The sequence below is a fragment of the Clostridioides sp. ZZV15-6598 genome, from assembly GCF_020657705.1.
Lineage (GTDB): Bacteria > Bacillota > Clostridia > Peptostreptococcales > Peptostreptococcaceae > Clostridioides > Clostridioides difficile_F.
Genome location: NZ_JAGWCS010000004.1, coordinates 12,244 through 35,541, shown reverse-complemented (window position 1 = coordinate 35,541; position 23,298 = coordinate 12,244). Strand labels below are relative to the sequence as shown.

The following is a 23,298-nucleotide window of genomic DNA, read 5'->3' as shown; positions in this document are numbered from 1 at the left end:
GCAAAATATATCATCTCCTGTTATAATGTAAAATATAGCAAGAGATGATATATTTTTGCAAAGAATCAAATTGTTTACAATGACGTTTATTGTATTGATAAACTGCTCATTATTGAGTATAATATAGAAATAAGTCAAAAATAAGATAGAAATACGTTGAAATTAAGAATTTAAAAAATTTTTATTCCAATATGGAGGTAACTATGTCTGGATATACTAATGATGAATGTGAAATACCTAAAGTTACAAGCTATCCAGGGGCAGATAAAGAAATTGCAAGCGAGATTGACTATAGCATAGTAAAAGGGACAGTGTTGTTTGACTTGTACCAAAGAGTTATGGATTTAGTTTTATCTATATTAGGACTTGTAGTAGGTTTACCTTTAATAGCAATATTTGGAATTCTTATTAAAATAGAGGACAAAGGACCAATAACTTATAAGCAAGAAAGACTAGGAAAATGCGGGAGAAGATTCTATATATATAAATTGAGATCTATGAGAACAGACGCAGAAAAATTTGGCGCACAATGGGCTGAAAAAGATGATCCTAGAATAACTAAGGTTGGAAAGTTTATTAGGAAAACTAGAATTGATGAGATTCCACAGCTGTTTAATATATTAAAGGGGGACATGGGCTTAATAGGCCCTAGACCAGAGAGACCGAACTTTACTGTTCAATTTAATGAGGAAATACCTGGATTTATCAACAGGCTTGCTATAAAACCTGGACTTACAGGTTGGGCACAAGTAAATGGTGGATACGAAATCACTCCTGAAGAAAAACTTAAAGAAGATATTTACTATATAAAAAATAGGAGTATATTACTTGACTTTAAGATACTCTTTAAAACTGTTAAAGTAGTATTGACAGGAGACGGAGCTAGATAATTTTAAAATATTAGATTATTAATCAATGAAAAAGCTCTTTAAAAAAGAGCTTTTTTATTGTCAAAAAATACAAAAAGAAAAGGAATGAGAACTTATGATTAAAAAAATTTCTACTATATTATCGTTAGTTTTGCTAATCTCTATTTCTAGTACAGTGGGAGTATTTGCAGATGTAAGCCCTAAAAAAGAGTTGATAGAAGGTAGTATACCAGAGATTTCAACAGAATTAAATAAAAGAGTATTTAAGAATTCTAAAGAAGTAATTCTTGTAAATGAAGAGTCAATTGTAGATAGTATAAGTGCAACACCTTTAGCATATGTAAAAAATGCTCCAATAGTTGTAACTAAGAGTAAAAACGTTGGTAGAGTGACAAGAAATTATCTAAAAGAACTAAGTCCAGAGAAGGTTACAATAATAGGTGGTTTAAAGGCAGTATCTAAAGATGCTGAACGTAATATAGAGAAAATGGGAATTAAAGTAGAAAGAATAAGAGGAAAAGACAGATATGATACATCTTTAAAGATAGCTAGAGAAATGTACAGAACAGTAGGATTTGATAAAGCATTTTTACTTAGCTCAACTACAGGATTAGAGAATGCCATATCTGTATATTCTTATGCGGCTAAAAATGGAATGCCAATAATATGGGCTCAAGATGAAGGTTTTGAAGAACAAATTGACTTCTTAAAGAGTAAAAACCTTGAAAAAATATATGCATTAGGTGATTCAAAAGAGTTTGTTGCAGATATTGATTCTAGCTTAAAGAATATAGAAGGTATAAAGCAAATAAATAAGTCAAGCACGAATGTCGATTTAATAAAGAAGTTTTATGATGAAAAAGATATAAAGAAAATCTATACTGCTAAATTAGACTTTGGTAGTAGATCTGATGTAAACGAATATATTTCTTTGGGAGTAGTATCGGCTAAAGAAAATATGCCAATACTGATTTGTAGTGATAATTTAAGTCGTGCACAAGATAAATTCTTGAAAGATAACAACATAAGTGATGTAATTGAAGTTGGATATACAGTAGGTAATTATAGTCTATTAAAGAGTATGCTTAATCTAACATCTTTATCTTGTATAGTATTAATACTATTATTATTATTGATTGTATTTAGGGCACTTAGATATGAGTCAAGATAGTCTTTAATTTATAGGGAAACTTTTCATAGGTTAAATTTACTTAATCAGAATAATGTTTATAAGCAGTTTTAAAAGTTCTACTTTTAGAGTTTAAATTAGATAAGGAGAAAGAAAATGTCAAAAACAGCTAAAGCAGCATTGTGGATTATGGCAGCCACTATGTTTTCAAAAGTATTAGGTTTCCTTAGAGAACTTGTACTTGCAAATTTCTATGGAACAGGTATGTATGCAGATGTATTTGTATTAACATTAAATATACCTGGGTTAATCATAGCAGTCATAGGTTCTGCAATTGCTACAACTTATATACCTATGTACTTTGAGACAAAGAAAAGACTCGGAGATGAAGGTGCCTTAAAATTTACTAATAATGTTTTAAATATATGCTATATAATGGCTATAATAATAGCTATTCTTGGGCTTTTATTTACAGAGCAATTTGTTACAGTATTTGCAGCAGGATTTAGAAGTGACCCTGCTAAGTTTCAAGCAGCAATATTATTTACTAAAATAATGATTTCAGGAGTTTTATTCTTGAGTGGAAGTAAAATATTCAGTTCATTTTTACAGGTGAATGACAGTTTTGTAATTCCAGGTCTTATAGGAATTCCATATAATATCATAATAATAGCAGCAATAGCACTAAGTGCAGGAAAGAATATATGGATACTACCAGCAGGAGCACTGGTTGCTATGGCAAGTCAGCTATTGTTTCAACTTCCATTTGCATTTAAGAAGTCCTATAAGTATAAGCCGTATATAAATTTAAAGGATGAGTCCATAAAAGAACTAGTGAATCTAGTCTTGCCTATGTTAATAGGTGTAGCTGTTGGACAATTAAATATATTTGTTGACAGGTTATTGGCAACTACTTTGGGGGATGGAAAGTTATCCGCCCTTAACTATGCAAATAGACTAAATGAGTTTGTTATGGCATTATTTGTTACATCTATAATAACGGTTATATATCCTAAGCTGGCAAAAATGTCAGGTAAAGATAATAAAGAAGGATTTATAAGTACTATTGTAAAATCATCAAATTGTATTATATTGGTGGTGCTTCCAATATCTATAGGAGCTATTATATTAGCAGAACCTCTTGTTAGAATATTATTCCAAAGGGGTAAATTTGATGCATTATCAACAGACCTTACATCTATAGCACTTAGATTGTATTCACTAGGCTTATTGGCTTGTGGAGTAAGAGATGTTTTATATAGGGCATTTTACTCTCTTTCAGATACAAAGACACCAATGATAAATGGAAGTATAGCCTTAATAATAAATATAGTTCTTAATTTAATATTGATAAAACCACTTGGTCATGCAGGTATTGCTATATCAACTAGTACATCTAATATAATTACAGTTATATTATTGTTTATATCTCTTAAAAAGAAAAATGGATATTTTGGAGGAGATAAAATCATAAAGACTGGTCTTAAAAGTTTGGTAGCATCAGGTGTAATGGCAGTAGTCACTTTATTGATATATAACAATTTATATGCATTTATAGGTGCAGGAACAATTAAAGAAATTATAGCAGTTGGAACTGGAGTATTAGGTGGGGCTTCTGTATATACAATATTGATAGTTTTATTTAAGGTAGAAGAGATGGATTTAGCTTTTGAGTTTTTAAGAAAAGGAAAACAAAAACTACTTAAAAGATAGACATTTACCTTAAAAAATTAAAATAGAGTCAGAAAGGATGAAAATATGGATTATAAAAACAATTATGAGATGTGGTTAAATTCTCCTTATTTTGATGAACAAACTAAAGAAGAGCTATTAAGTATAAAGAATGATGAAAAAGAAATACAAGATAGATTTTATAAAAATTTAGAATTTGGGACAGGTGGTCTAAGGGGTATAATAGGAGCGGGAACTAATAGAATCAATATCTATACTGTTAGACGTGCAACGCTTGGAATTTTAAATTATATTATGAAGACGCAAGGTGAAGAAGGAAAGCAAAAGGGAATCGTTATAGCACATGATAGCAGACACATGTCAAGAGAGTTTTGTATAGAAGTAGCAAAGACTTTAAGTGCATATGGTGTAAAGGCTTATATTTTTGAAGAATTAAAGCCTACACCAGAACTTTCTTTTGCTGTTAGATATTTAAAATGTGCTATGGGAATAGTAATAACAGCAAGTCATAATCCTAAAGAGTACAATGGATATAAGGTATATGACTCAGATGGTGGTCAAATATGTATAGATATGGCAAATGATATAATTTCAGAAGTTAATAAGATTGATGATTACAGTCTTATTAAAAGTGTAGATTTTAAAGAAGCTTTATCTAAAAATTTAATAACTATATTAGATAATGAAGTAGATGATGAGTTTATAAAAGCTGTTAAGAATAAAGTTTTAAGACAAAATACTATAGATGAATATGGAAAAAAATTAAAGATAATATATACACCTATTCATGGAACTGGAAATAAACCAGTAAGAAGAGTCTTAAATGAATGTGGTTTTGAAAATGTAATGGTGGTTAAGGAGCAAGAATTACCAGATTCTAATTTTTCAACAGTTAAGAATCCTAATCCTGAAGAAAAATCAGTATTTAATATAGCTATTGAAATGGCAAAGAGTAATGGTACTGATTTGATAATAGGAACAGACCCTGATTGTGACAGGGTAGGTGTGGTTGTAAAAGATTCAAGTAGTGAGTATATAGTCTTAAATGGAAACCAAGTGGGCTCACTTTTAGTTAGATATATAGTAGAGAGTTTAGCTGAAGAAAATAAACTTCCTAAAAACAATCCTACAATAATAAAAACTATAGTTACATCAGAACTAGGTGCTAAAATAGCAAAGGCTTATAATGTAGATTGTTTAAATACTTTAACAGGATTCAAATTTATAGGAGAAAAAATAAAAGAGTTTGAAGAAAGTAATAATAGAAGCTTTATAATGGGATATGAGGAAAGCTATGGTTACTTAATTGGAACTCATGCTAGAGATAAAGATGGTGTTGTATCTTCACTTATGATATGTGAAATGGCAGCATACTATTCTTCAAAAGGTATGAACTTGTATGAAGCTTTGATAGATACATATAATAAATTTGGATACTATAAAGAGGACTTAAAGTCAGTGACTTTAAAAGGTATAGATGGAATAAAAAAAATAAAAGAGATGATGCTTTACTTTAGAAGTGTTAAAATAGATAATGTGGCTGATGTAAAAGTGGATAAGATTTTAGATTATAAAGATGGAGTCGATGATTTACCTAAATCAGATGTACTTAAATTTTTACTTGAAGATGGTTCTTGGATAGCAGTAAGACCTTCAGGTACAGAACCTAAAATTAAATTTTACTTTGGAGCAAACTCAGACAACCAAGAAGATGTAGAATCTAAGTTGAATAATTTAATATCTTATATATTAAATGTAGTGGATTCTATATAAAGAGCTAAGGGGAGATAAACGATGAAAGTATACAATGTCATAATGGCTGGAGGAGGCGGAACTCGTTTCTGGCCACTTAGTAGACAAGAAGTACCTAAGCAGCTTATAAATTTAAGTGGAGAAGATGCTTTAATAAATGAAACTATAAACAGAATAGATTCTCTAGCAAAAAAAGAGGATTTATTTATAGTAACTAATGAGAAGCAATTGGAAGCTTTAAAGGATATAGTAAAAGATAAATGTTTAGATAGCAATATCCTACCAGAACCATGTGCCAGAAATACGGCAGCAGCTATAGGTTTTGCAGCCTTTAACATAATGAAAAAATATGGTGATGGTGTTATGTGTGTATATCCAGCTGACCATTATATAAAAGATGAAAAAGAATTTAAATCTATTTTAGAAAAAGCTATTTATATAGCAGAAAATAATGATAAACTAGTAACTATTGGGATAACTCCTACATTTCCATCAACAGGATATGGATACATAAACTTTAGTAGAGAAAATACAATAGAAAATGTTGCATATGAAGTAGTGGAGTTTGTAGAAAAGCCAAACTATGAAATTGCTAAAGAGTATGTAAATTCTAAGAAATATGTGTGGAATAGTGGAATGTTCGTATGGAAGGTATCTAAGATATTGGAAGATTTTAAGAGATACTTACCAAAAGTATATGAAAAATTAGAGGAAATCAGTAATTACTTAGGAACAGAAGAAGAAATAGAAAAAATAAAAGAAATCTATCCAACAATACAATCAATCTCTATAGATTATGGTATTATGGAAAGAAGTAATGATGTTATAGTAGTTCCTGGTGATTTTGGTTGGAATGACGTTGGTTCTTGGGACTCTCTAGGTGCAATATATCCAACTGATGATGAAGGTAACATCAAAAGAGGTGAAAATATCACTATAGATACTAAAAACTCAATTATATATTCAGATGACAAATTAATATCGACAATAGGTATTAGTGATTTGATAGTAGTATCTACGAATGATGCAGTTATGGTTTGTAAAAAAGATAAAGCTCAAGATGTCAAAAAGATAGTAGAGCAATTAAAAGAAGAAGATAGACAAGAATATATGTAGGAGGTGTTCATTTGATTCCTAAAAAAATACATTATGTATGGTTTGGTGGACCAAAAGGAAATATAGAAAATATATGTATAAATTCTTGGAAAGAAAAACTTCCAGAATATGAGATAGTAGAGTGGAATGAAAAAAACTTTGATATAGAGAAAGAAATAAAAGGAAATAAGTTTTTGGAAGAATGTTATAAAAGAAAGCTTTGGGCATTCATATCAGATTATACAAGAATAAGAGTACTCTATGAACAAGGTGGAGTTTATATGGATACAGATATGCAGATATTGAAGGATATAACTCCTCTTTTAGAAAATAATAGGCTTATATGTGGATATGAAGATGATGGAGAATACATGAATGCAGCCATAGTAGGTGTAGAAAAAGGACATCCTTTCTTTAAAGATTTATTAGAGTACTACGAAAAAGAGGTGCTTACTTCTTCATTGTTTACAATACCAAAGGTTATGACTTATCTTATGGAAAAAAATTATAAAAAGATTGACCAAAATAACTATGAAGAAGGCATCCGTGTCTACGATAAAGAATATTTTTATCCTTTTGGATTTAAAGAAGACTTTACGCCAGAATGTATTACAGAAAATACTTATGGAATACATTGGTGGGGAAAAAGTTGGGCTAAGAAAAGAAATTATTTCTTAGAAAGTAAGCACTTAACGGGTGTAAATAAGATATGGAAGTGTTGTAAAATATTTGCAAGTAATACTTTAAGAAGCTAAAAGGGAGAAAGTGAAATGAAGACTTTAAACGATGATAGAAATATTATGATTAAAAAATATCTTTATATATTTGTTTTGTTTATCATAGTACTTAGAAAGTATATGATATCATTTATTGACCCAGATATGAGTATAGGGATGATTAAATCAGCGTTATTTTATTCTTCAATAGGAATACTAATGCTACTTTTTTTATTTGATAAGAGAAAAAGTATAACAGAAATGGTGCTAGTTGGAGCTTGTGTATTACTTTATATATTAAATAGAGAAGGAGCTATATTATTAATTGTTTTGTTAGCTGTATCAGCGAAACAAATAGATGATAAATGTATAGTTAAAAGTTATTTAATAATATCTGTATGTTTTTTAATAGGAGCTATATTATTATTTAATTTATTTCCTTCATTAGTATTTAATCAGGAAGTCCACTACAGATATATAGGAAAATTAGATACGCTTGTTACAAGAATGGATTTTGGACTTGGTAATCCAAATGGAGTATTTTATTATATGGTTACTATATATGCAGCATATATATTCTTAAGATATAAAAACTATAATAAATGGGATAGAATAATTTTATTTGGATCTGCATTCTTTGTTTATCAAACTACATATAGTAGAACTGGCTTTTTTACTATATTAGCAGGATTAATATTTGTAGAGATAATAAGAGTGATAGACCTAAAAAAAATAAAAGTACTACCAATGCTTATAAAGACATCACCGATAATACTTACTTTATTTAGTGTAATTATTGGTATGATGTTTTCTAAAAGTAGTGTACTAAATAGATTATTAGCAAGTAGACCTAAGTTCTGGAATGTATACTTAGCTCAAGAGGGGAATTTTATGAAACCTTTTGGAAATTCATATAGTGCTGCTATAAAAGCAACTAATCCATTAGATAGTTCTTATATATATATAATTAGTGTACTAGGAGTAGTTGCTTGCATCTTATTTATGTATTTGATGTATAAAGGTATACAAAGCTTTATAGAAAAAGATAAAAAAGAGTATTTAGTAGCTTTATTCATATTTTTACTATATTCTTTTGCAGAAAATTTATTATTAGAAGCTTCATTTAGTTTCACAATAGTATTACTAATAAAAGAAGTGATATTAAATGATAAAAGAGAGGTAGATTTGTGGAAAATGAAAAGTAGGAGGTAGTAATGTTAATATCATTAATAATGCCAACATTAAATAGATATGATGATATATACTTACTTATGGACAGCTTAGAAAATCAAACTTACAAGAACTTTGAACTTATAGTAGTAGATCAAAATGATAATAACAAAGTTAAGGAGATAGTTGATAAATACATTGATAAGTTAGATATAAAGTATGTAAAAAGCGATAAACTAGGGTTAAGTTATAATAGAAATGTAGGAATAGACAATGCTAAAGGGCAAATTATAGGTTTTCCTGATGATGACTGTGTCTACGAAAATGATACATTAGAAAAAGTTACAAACTTCTTTAATAAAAATAAAGATTATAAAATATACAGTTGTAAAACTATGGATGCAAATAAAATTGATGCATTTAAGAAAATGTATGATGGAACTTGTGATATCACAAGTTCCAACGTTTTAGATACTATAACATCCATAACTTTTTTTGTTGATTTTGGAGAAAAAGAATACACAAGATTTGATGAAAAATTAGGTGTTGGTGGAGATTTTGGTGCTGGTGAAGAGATAGATTATGTTTTAAACTTATTGAGTTTAGGATTTAAAGGAAAATACTTTGGGAATGATATAATTTACCATCCTGCAAAAAAACATTCTAAATCTAAAGAAAAGTATCAAAAAGATTATAACTATGGAAGAGGTTTTGGAGCCCTTTGCAAAAAAGAAATAGTCTATAGAAAGAATTATAAGTTTGTAAAGGTCATGGCATCAAAACTTGTAAGAAATATAGGAGGTCTTATATTGAGTTCCAACAAAGATTATCATAGTGCCACTATAAAAGGAAGAATTAATGGATTTAGACAGTATAAGTTATAATGAGGATGGTGTTTATGAACAAGGTTAAATTTTTAATAAATATGCTTTTAGCTTTTTTTATGTATCCATTTAGTAAGCATAAGTTTAATGGTAGAAATATCTGGCTTATAGGTGGACATTCAGGAGATATATACAATGATAATGCCAAGTTCTTTTATGAGTATATGTTGAAAGAACATAATGATGTAGAAACTTATTGGGTAGTAAATAAAGACAGTAAAGTATTCGATAAAATTCCAGGCAAGAAATTAATAAGAGGAAGTGTAGAAAACTATCTATATTATTACAATTCAAAAGCTATAGTATTTTCACATGCGCCATCAGCAGATATAGCACCTTATAACTTTGCTGTACCTGTTCTTAATTATTTCCATAAAAAGACGATAAAAGTGTTCTTAAATCATGGAACGATAAGTTTTAAAAAGAGAAAACCAATGAATAAAAAGTTTAAAAATATTATAGATAATTTATATAAAAGCTATAATATAGTTACAGCAAGTTCTGAGTTTGAAAGAGATGTCATGGTAAACGATTGGGGAATGTTAGATGACTCAGTTTATATAATTGGAAATGCAAGATATGACAATTTACCAACAAATGAAGTTGCACAAACACGAGATATATTATATACTCCTACATGGAGAGACTGGATAAAATTTAGTTCAGGAAAATTTACAGATACAGATTATTTTAAAAATATAATGAATTTCTTGAATGATGATAAATTAAATAAAATATTAGATGAGAAAGATATAAATGTAAAAATTTATATGCATCATCTTATGCATGAGTTTATAGATGACATAAAAGAAAACATAACTGGTAAACGAATTGTATTTTTAGATAAAGGGGTAACTCTAGCAAATGAAATAAGAAAATCAGCTGTAAACATAACTGATTATTCAAGTGTTGCCATAGACTTTCTATATATGAACAGACCTATTTTATTTTATCAATTTGATTTAGATGAATATATGGAAAAAGTTGATTCATATATAGATTTAAAAAGTGAAATGTTTGGGTCTTTGGCTTATAATAATGATGAAGCTGTGAATAAACTTATTGATATTATTGAAAGTAATTTTGAGGTTATGGGTAACCAAAAAAATGAAAGAAATAAGTTTTTCAGATATAATGACAATAAGAACTGCAAGAGGATATATGATTGTGTATTAAGTAAAATTAAATAAATATTTTATAAATGATGAGGAAGGTAATATGAAGAAGAATTTAGTATCTATAATTACTCCCATGTATAATTCTGAAAAATTTATTGAAGCAACCATAAAATCAGTATTAAACCAAACTTATCAAGAATGGGAAATGTTAATTATTGATGATTGCTCAACAGATAATAGTCCTAATATAGTCAAATCTTATATGCAACAAGATAGTAGAATAAAATGCATAAAGACTGAGACTAATAAGGGTGTCTCTAATGCTAGAAATCTAGCATTAAGTAATGCGACAGGACAATTTATAGCTTTTTTAGATAGTGATGACCAGTGGAATAGTAGTAAGTTAGAAAAACAAGTAAACTTTATGTTAGAAAATGATTATGTAATCTCATTTACTTCATATGAACTGATGGACGAAAATGATAAAAAGTTAAATAAAGTAATAAAAGTGCCACCTAATGTAGATTATAGAAGGTTATTAAAGGGAAATATTTTGGGATGTCTTACCGTTGTAATTGATAAGTCTAAATTGGATTTTGAAATTAAAATGAGTGGTGTAAGACATGAAGATTATGTCTTGTGGTTATCCATATTGAAAAGAGGACATATCGCTCATGGAATAAATGAAGTTTTAGCATTATATAGAAAATCTAGTAACTCCCTTAGTGGTAATAAGATAAAGGCTGCTATGTGGACTTGGAATATATATAGAAATATAGAAAAAATACCTCTATACAAAGCTATATACTACTTTATTAATTATGGAATAAATGGAATTAAAAAAAGTTAGATAGAGAGGAAGATTTAATTAATGTATAAATATAAATTTACTGTATTTACTCCAACATATAATAGAGCTCATCTACTTGAAAATTTGTACAATGATCTAAAAGCTCAAACATATGATTTCAACGACTTTGAGTGGTTGATTGTTGATGATGGAAGTAGCGACGGTACTAAAGAATTAGTTGAAAAATTTATATCAGAAGATAAATTAAATATAAGATATATATACAAAGAAAATGGAGGAAAGCATACTGCAATAAATCTAGGTGTTAAAAATGCAGATGGAGAACTATTTTTCATTGTAGATAGTGATGATGGTTTAATTAAAGATTCTCTTGAAATTGCTAATGATGAATGGAATTCTGTAGAAAATAAAGAAGGATTTAGTGGTGTTGTTGGACTTTGTGTGTACCCAAGCGGAGATTTAATAGGCACAGAAATGCCTGAGGATAAAAAAATATGTCACTTTGCAGACCTATATTTTAAATATGGTGTTAAGGGAGATAAAAGCATAGTATTTGTAACTGATGAGCTTATAAAATTTCCTTTTCCAGAAAGAAAAGAAGTGAGATTTTTACCAGAAAGTGTAGTATGGAATGAAATGTCTAAATACTATAAAGTTAAATGTGTAAACAAACCTATGATAATAAGAGATTATTTGGATGATGGTTTGACTAAGAATATATTAAATAAAAATGCATTAAAAGGTAGAGCATTAGAGTTTTTATATTTAATAAATCAAAATACATATCCTTTAGGTAGATATCCATATATGTGGATAAAGAATTACATAAATTTAGCTAGATACTCATTGTTATCTGACAGTCATTATTTTGGCGAAATCAAAAAAATATCTGATAAATTATTGTATTTAGTGTTATTCCCATTAGGATATTACAAATATATTGGACAAAGAAAATTAGTATCTAAGTAAACTTGTTGGTATAGTACTGCTAGTTGCTATATAAGGAGAGTAAAAATATGAATGAGCCTTTAGTATCGATAATTACTCCTGTATATAATTCAGAAGAGTTTTTATCAGAGACAATAAAGTCAATCCAAAATCAAACTTATAAAAATTGGCAGCTTTTATTAGTGGATGATTGTTCTAAGGACAATTCAAGTGAAATTATAAAAAGTTTTCAAAAAGAAGATGCTAGAATAAAATATATAAAGCTTGAAAAAAATTCTGGAGCTGCAGTATCTAGGAATGTTGGTATTGAAAATTCGGAAGGTAGATTTATTGCATTTGTAGATAGTGATGATTTATGGGAGAGTAAAAAGTTAGAAATTCAGATAGGATATATGTTAAAAGAAAATATCGGGTTTTCTTTTACATCTTATAGATATATGAGACAAGATGGAACAAAAACAAGTAAAGTTGCAAGAGCACCTAAAAAGATTGACTATGAAGGATTACTTAGAAATACTATAATAGGGTGTTCTACTGTGGTCATCGATAGGGATGTCATAGGTGAATTTAGTATGCCTTTAGTAAGAAGAGGACAAGATACTGCAACTTGGTTACAATTACTTAAAAAGGAAAAATATGCATATGGAATTCAGGAAGATTTAGTGAATTATAGGCTAGTTGGCAATTCTATATCAAGCAATAAGATAAAAGCATTAAAACGAACTTGGAATACTTATAGAAATGTTGAAAATTTAAGTTTACCAAAAAGTCTATATGTATTTTGTTTCTATGTTTTTAATGCCATTAAAAAAAGAGTATAAGTTTTATATACTTGGAGGTAAAAAAATGAAAATAGCTATAGCTGGGACTGGATATGTAGGGCTGGTAACAGGTGTTTGTCTAGCAGAGGTAGGCAATGAAAATGTAATTTGTGTTGATATAGATGAACATAAAGTTAAATCAATGCAACTTGGGATAGCACCTATATATGAAGAAGGCCTAGAAGAACTTATGGTTAGAAATTATGAAAAAGGAAGAATAGATTATACTACAGATTATAAAAAAGCTTATGAAGATGTAGATATAATACTAATAGCTGTAGGAACTCCAGAAAGAAGTGATGGTTCAGCTAATTTAGATTATATAAAGGCAGTTGCGAAGCAAATAGCTGAAACTGTAACAAAAGATACTCTAGTAGTAATAAAATCTACAGTACCAATTGGAACAAATGAAGAAATAGAAGATTATATAAATAGAAATTTAAAGAATGATGTGAAAGTTGAACTTGCATCTAATCCAGAGTTTTTATCACAAGGTAGTGCAGTAAGAGATACTTTACATGCTTCAAGAATTGTTATAGGAGTAGAAAGTGAGTGGGCAAGAGAAATACTGGAAGAAATTTACAAACCTTTTAATCAACCTATAATAGTAACTAATAGAAATAGTGCTGAAATGATAAAATATGCATCAAATAATTTTTTAGCACTTAAGATATCTTTTATGAATGATATTGCAAATCTTTGTGAAATAGCAGGTGCTAATGTGGAAGATGTCGCTTTAGGAATGAGCTATGATGATAGAATAGGAAGCAAATTCTTAAAAGCAGGTATAGGTTATGGAGGTTCTTGTTTCCCTAAAGATACAAAAGCTCTTCATTGGCTGTCTGAGCATAATGGCTATGAGCTAAAAACAGTAAAAGCTGCTATAGAAGTAAATGAAAGTCAAAAACTTAAATTAGTTAGAAAAGCATCTAAACTAGTAGAGAGCTTTCAAGATATGAAAGTTGCTGTTTTAGGATTAACATTTAAGCCAGATACTGATGATATAAGAGAAGCTCCATCTATTCCAAATATAAAATATTTACTTGAAAGAGGAGCAAAGGTCACTGCATTTGATCCAATAGGAGTTGAAAATACTAAAAAAATATTTGGGGATTCTATACTTTATGCTAAATCTATAGATGATACAATAGAAGATGCAGAGATATGTTTTATAATGACAGAGTGGAAAGATGTCTTAAATTATGATATACATAAGTATAAGGAAAAGATGAAAAATCCTTTAGTTCTAGATGGAAGAAATTGTTACAAACTTGAAGATATGAAAGAACTAGGTATTGAGTATTATTCGATAGGAAGGTAAATATTATGAAGACTGTTTGTTATTTGGCTGATGGGTCAAATCCTCATACTTTGAAATGGTGTAGTTTTTTTAAAAATAAAGGATACGACATTCATGTTATCTCTTTAAATGGAGGTCACATGGAAGGAATTAAAATATATGATTTTGGCTCTAATGTAGAAGAACTAAAAAATGAAAATATTTCTAAAAAAACAGGATACTTAGGTTCAATAAAACAAATAAAGAAACTAGTAAATGAAATAAAGCCAGATATACTTCATGCACAATATGCAAGTAGCTATGGATTTATAGGTAGTTTACTTGGGTATCATCCATATATTATTTCTGTTTGGGGTACTGATATTTACGATTTCCCAAACAATGGTTTTATACAAAAACAAATTATAAAACATAACTTTAGAAAAGCAGATTATATATTTTCAAATAGTAGAGATATGGCTAAAGAAGCTAATAAATATACAGCTAAGCATGTAGATGTAACCTTTTTCGGAGTAGATATGGATAGGTTTAAACCTATGGAAGTAGAAAAAGAAGATGCTTTTGTAATAGGAATTATAAAGAGCCTGGAAAAGAAATATGGAATTGAATATTTAGTGCAAGCATTTAAAATGTTGAAAGATGAATATAAAGAAAAGAAGATAATTTTAAAAATAGGTGGCTCTGGAAGTCAAATGGATAACTTAGTGAATCTGACTAAAGAATTAGGATTAGAAGATGATGTTCAATTTTTAGGTAGAATATCTCCAGAGAATGTCAGTAAGACCTTTAATTCTTTTGATGTAACTGTATTTCCTTCTTTGAGAGAGGGCTTTGGTGTAGCTGCAATAGAATCAGAGTCTTGTGAAGTTCCTGTCATTGTTACAAATGTAGGAGGACATCCAGAATCTGTATTAGAAAATGAAACTGGGTTAATTGTAGAGCCAAAGCAACCAGCTGAAATAAAAAATGCTATAATAAAACTAATGGAAAATGATGAACTTAGACTTAATATGGGTAAAAAAGGGCGCCAGTTTGTTAGAGAAAATTATGAAGTTAATTTAAACTTTAATGATATAGAAAAAATATACGACTCTATATTAGATAAATATAAAAAATAAGAATTGAAAAATACAGCAAAAGATAGATGTTGTTGGCTATGCTTAGGTGCGTAGCTTTTGCTGTTTAATGGAGGGCTTCTAGTTATGCGAGAAAGTATAGATTTAGAGAAAGAAAGCTTTTTTAATAAGCTTTTTAAAAAATATAAATTTAGACAACTAACATTATTAATTCTAGACATTTGTAGCGTGCTAGTAGCATTTCGAATGTCTTTGAGTTTGACAGGCAATTTAGATGTATTCAATGTTAATAATGTAATAATTTCAGTTTGTATATATATTGTACTTCATATAGTGTCATTTAGATTATTTAAGTGTTACAACACATTGTGGAGATATGCAGGAGAAGAAGAAATTATCTCGATTTTTATTGCAACTTTAGCATATCTAGTTCCAGCTTATGCGATAAACAGAATATTGGGACTCGATTATCCTATAATGCTTTATGTATTAAATACAATATTTATTATAATGTTTACAAGTGGAGTGAGAATAGGGTACAGAGCTATAAGAATAGTCATGAATAAAACATATTCTAGAGGGAAGGTTTCTAATATTCTTATAATTGGAGCAGGAGATGCTGGAGAGATGGTTATACAAGAATTAAAGCGAAATCCAGAACTTAGAAAAGTAGCAGTGGCTATAATCGATGATGATAAAAATAAAATCGGAAGAATAATTCATAATGTAAAGATTGTAGGAACAACTTCAAAGATAAATGATATAGTTGAAGAATACAAAGTAGATGAAATAATTTTTTCTATTGCGAATATAGAAAAACACAGAAAAAAAGAAATTATTGATATGTGTAAGAATACTAATTGTAAAATAAAGACAATACCAGGAATTTATGAAATTATAGATGGAAAAGTTGATATAAAACAGATTAGAGAGGTAGAAATAGAAGACTTATTGGGTAGAGAGCCTATAAGAACAAATTTAAAAGAGATAAGCAACTATATTGAAGGAAAAGTAATCCTTGTAACTGGAGGAGGAGGCTCAATTGGTTCAGAGCTTTGCAGACAGATTGCAGGATTTAATCCTAAAGAGCTTATTATAGTTGATAATTATGAAAATAATGCTTATGCAATACAACAAGAATTGCTTAGGAAATATAAAAATAAGTTGGATTTAAAAGCAATAATAGCTTCAATAAGAGAAGAAAAAAGAATGGATGAAATATTTAATAAATATAAGCCAGAAGTGGTATTCCATGCAGCAGCGCATAAACATGTTCCTCTTATGGAGTCAAGCCCTGGTGAAGCTATAAAAAATAATATATTTGGAACTTTAAATATAGCAGGTTTATCTTCAAAATATAGAGCTAAGAAGTTTGTCCTTATATCTACAGATAAAGCTGTAAATCCTACAAATATAATGGGAGCTACTAAAAGAGCAGCCGAGATGATTATACAGACAATGAATGATGAAAGTCAGACTGAGTTTGTTGCAGTTAGATTTGGAAATGTACTTGGAAGTAATGGAAGTGTAATTCCACTTTTTAAGAAGCAAATTGAAGATGGTGGACCAGTAACTGTTACACATCCAGATATTATTAGATATTTTATGACAATACCAGAGGCTGTAGGGCTTGTTATACAAGCTGGAGCTATGGCTAAAGGTGGCGAAGTATTTGTACTTGATATGGGAGAGCCTGTAAAGATATTGGATTTAGCAAAAAATTTAATTAAATTTAGTGGGTTTGAACCAGATGTTGATATAAAAATTGAATTTTCTGGTCTTAGACCAGGAGAAAAACTGTATGAAGAACTTCTTATGTCAGAAGAAGGTCTGTTAGATACAGAGCATAAAAAGATTTTTATTGGTAGGCCAATAGATGTTGATAGAGAAAAAATAACAAAATACTTAAAACTTTTAAAAGAAATTACAAACAATGAAGAAACTGAAAAAATAGATAGTGTCATGAGAAAATTAGTACCAACTTACATTAAACCAGAAGATGCTAATATCAAAGAAATTGCAACAACTCGAGAGAAGTAGAATATATTTCTAATTTGTAACCAGGGGGAGCAAAAAGAAACAAATATATACTAAAAAGAAACAAAAGATTACAAAAAGATTACAAAAAGATTACAAAAAAGGTTGCAATTTATTTTGATGTAAGTTAGAATGTTAATTAGGAATTGGAAACGAAGGAACAAAATGTTAAATTTTCGAAAGGGTTAGGTATTTGAGATTATGATGAATATTAAAAATAAAAAACATATATTGAAAAAATTTATAGCGATGGTGTTAATAGCAGGAGTTGTTACAGTGGAGGCAGGAGCAATAACAGCTAGTGCAGCAGAGTTATCTAATTCACCTATGACTGCGACAGTAGATCAATGTGATTTCTTAAACATGAGAAGTGGAGCTAGTGCAAATGATGCAGTAGTAGGAAAGATAAACACAGGTGACAAAGTTGAAGTTTTAGAATTACATTCAAATGGATGGATAAAAATAAAAACAGTTGACAATGTTACAGGATGGGTAAATGGAGATTATTTAACTATTGAAGGTGGAAATGTAGACGCAAAGGTACAAAATGTTTTAAACTTAGCATTTAAGCAACAAGGTAAGCCATATAGATGGGGAGCAACTGGACCAAACTCTTTTGATTGTTCTGGGTTCACTTCTTATGTTTACAAAAATGGAGCAGGAGTTAATTTACCAAGAGTATCAAGATCACAAGCAACAGTAGGAAAAAAAGTATCTAGAGCAGAATTAAAAGCAGGAGATTTAGTTTTCTTTGGTTCAGGTGGTTCAATAAATCATGTTGGGTTGTATATAGGAGATTCTAAGTTTATACATTCACCACAAACAGGAGATGTAGTAAAAGTTACTAGTATGGCTCCAGGAACTAATTATGCTAGAAGACTTATAACTGCTACACGTGTTTTACAATAATAATAGATTTAATTTACATAGGATTGAATATTAACATTAAATACAGTTATGTTTAATGTTTTACATAGAGAGTGAAGTATTAATTAATATTAAAATAGTGATGAACGTTATAAAAACAGCAAAGAAGATAAATTTCTTTGCTGTTTTTTTTATAATAAATTATTTCATATTATAATCAAATATTAAATATAAATATTAACTATATTATTCAATATTTGACAGATAATATGAATTTTAGATATACTTAGTAAGGAGTATATTGTAGAAAAAAATAAATTTAAGAAATTAAGGGGGATGAAATGAAAAAAATAAGTATATTACTATTATCGTTGGTAATGACACTTACAATGTGTAGTGTAAGTTCATTTGCTGATTCGTCAAATGATAAGGAAATGAGAGCTGCTTGGATATCTACAGTTTATAACTTAGATTGGCCTAAGACTAAAAATAATGAAGCCAAGCAAAAAAAGGAATACACAGACTTATTAGACAAATTAAAAAGTTCAGGAATAAACACAGCAGTGGTTCAAGTAAGACCAAAATCAGATGCTTTATATAAATCAAATATAAATCCATGGTCTGAATATCTTACAGGTACTCAAGGTAAAGACCCTGGATATGACCCATTACCATTTTTAATAGAAGAAGCACACAAAAGAGGAATGGAATTCCATGCATGGTTTAATCCATACAGAATAACTATGGCAGATGAGAGCATAGATAAATTGCCAGCAAACCATCCAGCAAAGAAAAACCCAAGCTGGGTAATTAAACATGGAAATAAGTATTACTATGACCCAGGTCTACCAGAAGTTAGAAAGTACATAGTTGATAGTATAGCAGAGGTAGTTCAAAATTATGATATAGATGGTGTTCATTTTGATGATTATTTCTATCCAGGAGTAAGCTTCAATGATACTGCTACATATCAAAAATATGGACAAGGACAGAACAAAGACAATTGGAGAAGAGAAAATGTAAATACTTTACTTAGAGATGTAAAGGCATCTATAAAGAGTATAAAGCCTGAAGTTGTATTTGGTGTGAGTCCAGCTGGAATATGGAGAAACAAGAGTAGTGACCCAACAGGTTCAGATACATCAGGTAATGAAAGCTATGTAGGTACATATGCAGATACAAGAGCATGGATAAAACAAGGATTAGTTGATTATGTAGTTCCACAACTTTACTGGCCAATTGGTCTTAAAGCCGCAGACTACTCTAAATTAGTTTCATGGTGGGCAAATGAAGTAAAAGGAACAAATGTAGACTTATACATAGGACAAGGTATATATAAGCAAGGGCAATCAAGTTATAATGGGCAAAACATAGCAAAAGAAATAGTGAAGCAAGTAACATTAAATAGAAAATATAGTGAAATAAAAGGTAGTATGTATTTTTCAGCTAAAGATATAGCAAATAGTACATCTATACAAAATGATTTAAAGAGCTTGTACTCTGGTAGTAATGAACAACCAGTGACTCCACCATCTAATGTCAAGGTGGAAAAATTAAGAGGTGCTGAAAGATATGATACAGCAGTTGCAATAAGCAAAAAAGGATGGGCTACAAATTCAGATACAGTAGTATTAGTAAATGGATATTCTATAGTCGATGGTATAACATCAACTCCACTTGCTACTGCAAATGATGCACCTATATTATTAGTAAATAAGGGTGATATACCAACATCTACTAAAAATGAAATAAAAAGACTTAATCCAAGCAAAGTTGTCTTAATAGGAGGAAATAATTCTATTGGAGATAAAGTTGAAAGTGAAATAAAAGATACATTATCAAATGTATCAATAAACAGAGTAGGTGGCTCAGATAGATATAGCACATCTCTTTTAATAGCAAAAGAATTAGCAAAGACTAATCCAGTAGACAAACTATATATAACAAGTGGTACAGGTGAAGCAGATTCTCTTTCTATAGCTTCAAAAGCAGGAGAAGAAAAACAGCCAATCGTATTAGTATCAAAAGATAATGTAAGTGATGAAATCTATAATTGGGTATCAGACTTAAATGTAAAAGATGCATACTTTATAGGTGGTAATTTAAGTATATCTGATTCAGTAATAAATAAATTAGATAAAGTTATTACAAATGATGTATCTAAAAATAGAATAGCTGGAGAAAATAGAGAAGAAACAAATGGAAAAGTAATACAGAAATTCTATCCAAATGCTGAATATTCATCAATATTTGTAAGTAAGAGTAATCAGTTAGTAGATGCATTAACATCAGGACCTTTAGCAGCAAAATTAAAATCACCAGTAGTTATGCTTGGAAATAGCGTAACATCTGCTCAGAAAACTGCTCTAGAGCCTAAAAAGACAAGCTTAGTATATGAAGCTGGAGATGGCATAAATCAAACTGCATTAAACAGTTTATTAAACTTAGTTCAGTAGTAAGAATTTAATAAAGATACTATATATAAACGCTATAAAGGCAAATTAAAATAAAAGTATCAAATTGGAAAATGTTAAATTAAAAAGTATTAAATCAAAGTAGAAAGTAAAAAAAGAACTATATACATTTTATAATCAAGTATGGATAATAACTTGAAAATAATTATGTAATATAGTTCTTTTTATATATTTAATAACAATATTTGTGTTAAATGTTTTTTTATTGTTATTATTGTTTAAATTCTATATCATTAAATATAAAATCATGCAATATATCTAAAGTATCTGGGTCAAATCTAAGAACCCAACCAGCTTTTCCATATATACCACCTGTACTATGAATTTCATCATCAATAGGGAATTCAAATTGTTTAATATTTAAGTCACCCATTTTTAAAACTTGAGCTCCTAGAGAAAGTATTGCATTAGGCTTCATATTAGTTTTAACATATGGAAGAACAGCATCTAATAAACCTGGATATTTAGTAACAGGTAAAGTTTCTGTTTTCTTGATTATAGCTTGTATAATCTCTCTTTGTCTTCCATCTCTTGCAAAGGCTGTATCATTATGTCTGATACGTGCAAAAGATAATGCTTGATATCCCTTTAAAGTTTGTACTCCAGATTTCCTAATATATTGTATGCTACCTTTATCATCACTTTTATTCCAACCATAAGTTTCAGGAATAAATTTATTTAATTCACTTATTTCTCCTTTTTCAATTGTAACTTCAACGCCACCAATAGCATCAATTATATACATAAATGATTCGAAATTAACACAAGCATAATTTTGAATATCAACATTAAAGTTCTCTTCAATTGTTTGTATTAACAAATCAGCTTGTCCATAAGCATAGGCATGAGTAAGTTTTTGTTTACCATGACCAGGGATGTCTACATAGCTATCACGAGCTAATGATGTAAGTTTGATATCATTGTGTTTGTTATCAATAGTTAATATCATCATAGCATCTGACCTTGAAGAATCTTCATTTGGTCTAGCATCTGTTCCCATAAGTAGTATGTTAGTTATTCCATTTTCATTTTTATGGTCATTATTATTTAATAAATCACTATTTATGCTTGAGTCATGAATAGTAGATAATTTATAATAAAAATATCCATAGACGCTTATAGGGAATATTACTACCAAGAAAGCCAGTAGTATAACAAATTTCTTTAATTTTGACAAAAGTACCCCTTCTTTCTTCTTTTTCCTGTATATTTTTTAATAGCATACACTTAATTATATTAAAGTATTGAGATATATTCAATACTTGTTTCAGTTACAAAAAAAAGACAATGATATAATTTATAAGAAAATTTGTCAATTTATATATAGAATTAAAAGTATGTGTAGTACATTATGTAAAAAATTAATTAAAATTTTAAAGAAAGATAAGATTTATATATATTTTTTACAATAAAAATAAGTACACACCTGTCAATTACAAAATAATTTGCTTCTTGAAAGGTATGCACTTACTGTAAAATTCTGTATATGATTTTTTATTACTTTAAATAAATATTTTACTCTTCAACCATAATATCTTCAAATATGAAATCGTGCATTGCATCTAATTCATATTCTTCAAAAGGAATTACATAGCCTGCACTACCAATTTTTCTACCATTTTCAGTAGAAAGAGGGAATTCCATGGATTTTAAGTCTAAGTTTCCAATACTTAAAAGTTTTGTTCCTAGAGAAATTATTTCATTAGGACTCATATTAGTTTTAACGTATGGAAGTATAGTATTAACTAGATTAGGATATTTGGTAACTGGTAAATCCTTAACACCATTTATTAAACTTTGTATAACACTTCTTTGTCTTCTATCTCTCTCATCGGTACTATCATTTTTTCTTATACGAGAAAATGCAAGTGTTTGATATCCATTTAGTTTTTGCTCACCTGAACTTCTTATATACTCAAGAGAGCCTTTGTCAGAGCTTTTATGCCATTTATAAGTTTCAGGTATAAATTTGTTTAATTCTCTTATCTCACTCTTATCAACTGTAACAGTAACTCCTCCTAGAGCATCAACTATATCCATAAAAGAGAAAAAGTCAACTACAGCATAATTCTGTATATCGAGTTGGAAATTTTCTTCTATAGTTTCTATTAATAAATTAGCTTGACCATATACATAAGCATGTGTTAATTTTTGTTCTCCACGTCCTGGTATATTGACATACGTATCTCTATTTAATGAAGTTAATTTAAGACTTTTATTTTTATTATCAATAGTTAATATCATCATGGCATCAGAACGAGAAACTTCTTCCCCTGGTCTTGCATCTGTACCTAATAATAATATATTTGTAATATCTTCTTCATTTTTATAGTCATTACTGCTAAGAGCCTCTGTATTTATACTATCATCTTGGATAGTTTTCAATTTAGTAAAAACATATCCGTATACACTAACAGGAAATGCTATGACTAAAAGGGCTAGAAATATAACGAACTTTTTGAGTCCTGACAATAATATCCCCTACTTTCTAAATTTTTTAATTACACACAGTTAATTATATTAAAAAATTGTTATATAA

Annotated in this window: 19 protein-coding genes; 17 read left to right on the top strand and 2 right to left on the bottom strand. The window is 28.9% G+C overall.

What is annotated here, in order from left to right; all coding sequences use genetic code 11:
* Positions 1–203: 203 nt before the first annotated feature.
* From KGF50_RS01355 to KGF50_RS01275, 17 genes are all read left to right on the top strand, one after another.
* Positions 204–890 carry a sugar transferase gene (locus KGF50_RS01355; RefSeq protein WP_227827554.1) on the top strand — a complete coding sequence of 229 codons (687 nt, stop codon included), beginning with the start codon at positions 204–206 and terminating at the stop codon, positions 888–890.
* Positions 891–984: 94 nt separating this feature from the next.
* Positions 985–2,040 (top strand): cell wall-binding repeat-containing protein, encoded by a 1,056-nt coding sequence (locus KGF50_RS01350; RefSeq protein WP_227846470.1) that lies wholly within the window; start codon positions 985–987, stop codon positions 2,038–2,040.
* A gap of 114 nt (positions 2,041–2,154) precedes the next feature.
* On the top strand, positions 2,155–3,711 hold the full coding sequence (gene murJ, locus KGF50_RS01345; protein ID WP_227846469.1) for a murein biosynthesis integral membrane protein MurJ: 1,557 nt from the start codon (positions 2,155–2,157) through the stop codon (positions 3,709–3,711).
* 45 nt (positions 3,712–3,756) lie between these two features.
* A complete protein-coding gene (locus KGF50_RS01340) occupies positions 3,757–5,463 on the top strand; it encodes a phospho-sugar mutase (protein ID WP_227846468.1) in 1,707 nt (568 codons plus the stop codon).
* Between the two features lie 21 nt (positions 5,464–5,484).
* Positions 5,485–6,558: a mannose-1-phosphate guanylyltransferase gene (locus KGF50_RS01335; protein ID WP_227846467.1), complete on the top strand. Its 1,074-nt coding sequence runs from the start codon at positions 5,485–5,487 to the stop codon at positions 6,556–6,558.
* Between the two features lie 11 nt (positions 6,559–6,569).
* Positions 6,570–7,292: a glycosyltransferase gene (locus KGF50_RS01330; protein ID WP_227827549.1), complete on the top strand. Its 723-nt coding sequence runs from the start codon at positions 6,570–6,572 to the stop codon at positions 7,290–7,292.
* A 15-nt stretch (positions 7,293–7,307) separates the two neighbouring features.
* The gene (locus KGF50_RS01325) at positions 7,308–8,465 is read left to right on the top strand and encodes a polysaccharide polymerase (protein ID WP_227846466.1); all 1,158 of its coding nucleotides are present in this window, start codon (positions 7,308–7,310) and stop codon (positions 8,463–8,465) included.
* A gap of 2 nt (positions 8,466–8,467) precedes the next feature.
* Positions 8,468–9,307 carry a glycosyltransferase family 2 protein gene (locus tag KGF50_RS01320; RefSeq protein WP_227846465.1) on the top strand — a complete coding sequence of 280 codons (840 nt, stop codon included), beginning with the start codon at positions 8,468–8,470 and terminating at the stop codon, positions 9,305–9,307.
* 14 nt (positions 9,308–9,321) lie between these two features.
* Positions 9,322–10,497, top strand: coding sequence for a CDP-glycerol glycerophosphotransferase family protein (locus KGF50_RS01315; protein WP_227846464.1), 1,176 nt, complete (start codon positions 9,322–9,324; stop codon positions 10,495–10,497).
* 28 nt (positions 10,498–10,525) lie between these two features.
* Positions 10,526–11,275 carry a glycosyltransferase family 2 protein gene (locus KGF50_RS01310; RefSeq protein ID WP_227827545.1) on the top strand — a complete coding sequence of 250 codons (750 nt, stop codon included), beginning with the start codon at positions 10,526–10,528 and terminating at the stop codon, positions 11,273–11,275.
* Positions 11,276–11,296: 21 nt separating this feature from the next.
* Entirely contained in the window at positions 11,297–12,205 is a 909-nt protein-coding gene (locus tag KGF50_RS01305) for a glycosyltransferase family A protein (protein WP_227827544.1), read from the top strand.
* Between the two features lie 47 nt (positions 12,206–12,252).
* Entirely contained in the window at positions 12,253–13,005 is a 753-nt protein-coding gene (locus tag KGF50_RS01300; protein WP_227846463.1) for a glycosyltransferase family 2 protein, read from the top strand.
* A complete protein-coding gene (locus tag KGF50_RS01295; protein ID WP_413926773.1) occupies positions 12,959–14,326 on the top strand; it encodes a UDP-glucose dehydrogenase family protein in 1,368 nt (455 codons plus the stop codon). The genes KGF50_RS01300 and KGF50_RS01295 overlap by 47 nt, the downstream gene beginning before the upstream one ends.
* A gap of 5 nt (positions 14,327–14,331) precedes the next feature.
* On the top strand, positions 14,332–15,423 hold the full coding sequence (locus KGF50_RS01290) for a glycosyltransferase family 4 protein (RefSeq protein ID WP_227846462.1): 1,092 nt from the start codon (positions 14,332–14,334) through the stop codon (positions 15,421–15,423).
* An 84-nt stretch (positions 15,424–15,507) separates the two neighbouring features.
* Complete coding sequence (locus KGF50_RS01285; protein WP_227846461.1) at positions 15,508–17,421, top strand: nucleoside-diphosphate sugar epimerase/dehydratase; 1,914 nt, start codon at positions 15,508–15,510, stop codon at positions 17,419–17,421.
* A gap of 198 nt (positions 17,422–17,619) precedes the next feature.
* Positions 17,620–18,327 (top strand): SH3 domain-containing C40 family peptidase, encoded by a 708-nt coding sequence (locus KGF50_RS01280; RefSeq protein ID WP_227846460.1) that lies wholly within the window; start codon positions 17,620–17,622, stop codon positions 18,325–18,327.
* Positions 18,328–18,626: 299 nt separating this feature from the next.
* The gene (locus tag KGF50_RS01275; RefSeq protein WP_227846459.1) at positions 18,627–20,741 is read left to right on the top strand and encodes a cell wall-binding glycosyl-hydrolase Cwp19; all 2,115 of its coding nucleotides are present in this window, start codon (positions 18,627–18,629) and stop codon (positions 20,739–20,741) included.
* Between the two features lie 229 nt (positions 20,742–20,970).
* On the opposite strand, the gene KGF50_RS01270 is transcribed toward KGF50_RS01275, so the two are convergent.
* On the bottom strand, positions 20,971–21,936 hold the full coding sequence (locus KGF50_RS01270) for an LCP family protein (protein WP_227846458.1): 966 nt from the start codon (positions 21,934–21,936) through the stop codon (positions 20,971–20,973).
* 338 nt (positions 21,937–22,274) lie between these two features.
* A complete protein-coding gene (locus tag KGF50_RS01265) occupies positions 22,275–23,231 on the bottom strand; it encodes an LCP family protein (RefSeq protein WP_227846457.1) in 957 nt (318 codons plus the stop codon).
* Positions 23,232–23,298 lie beyond the last annotated feature (67 nt).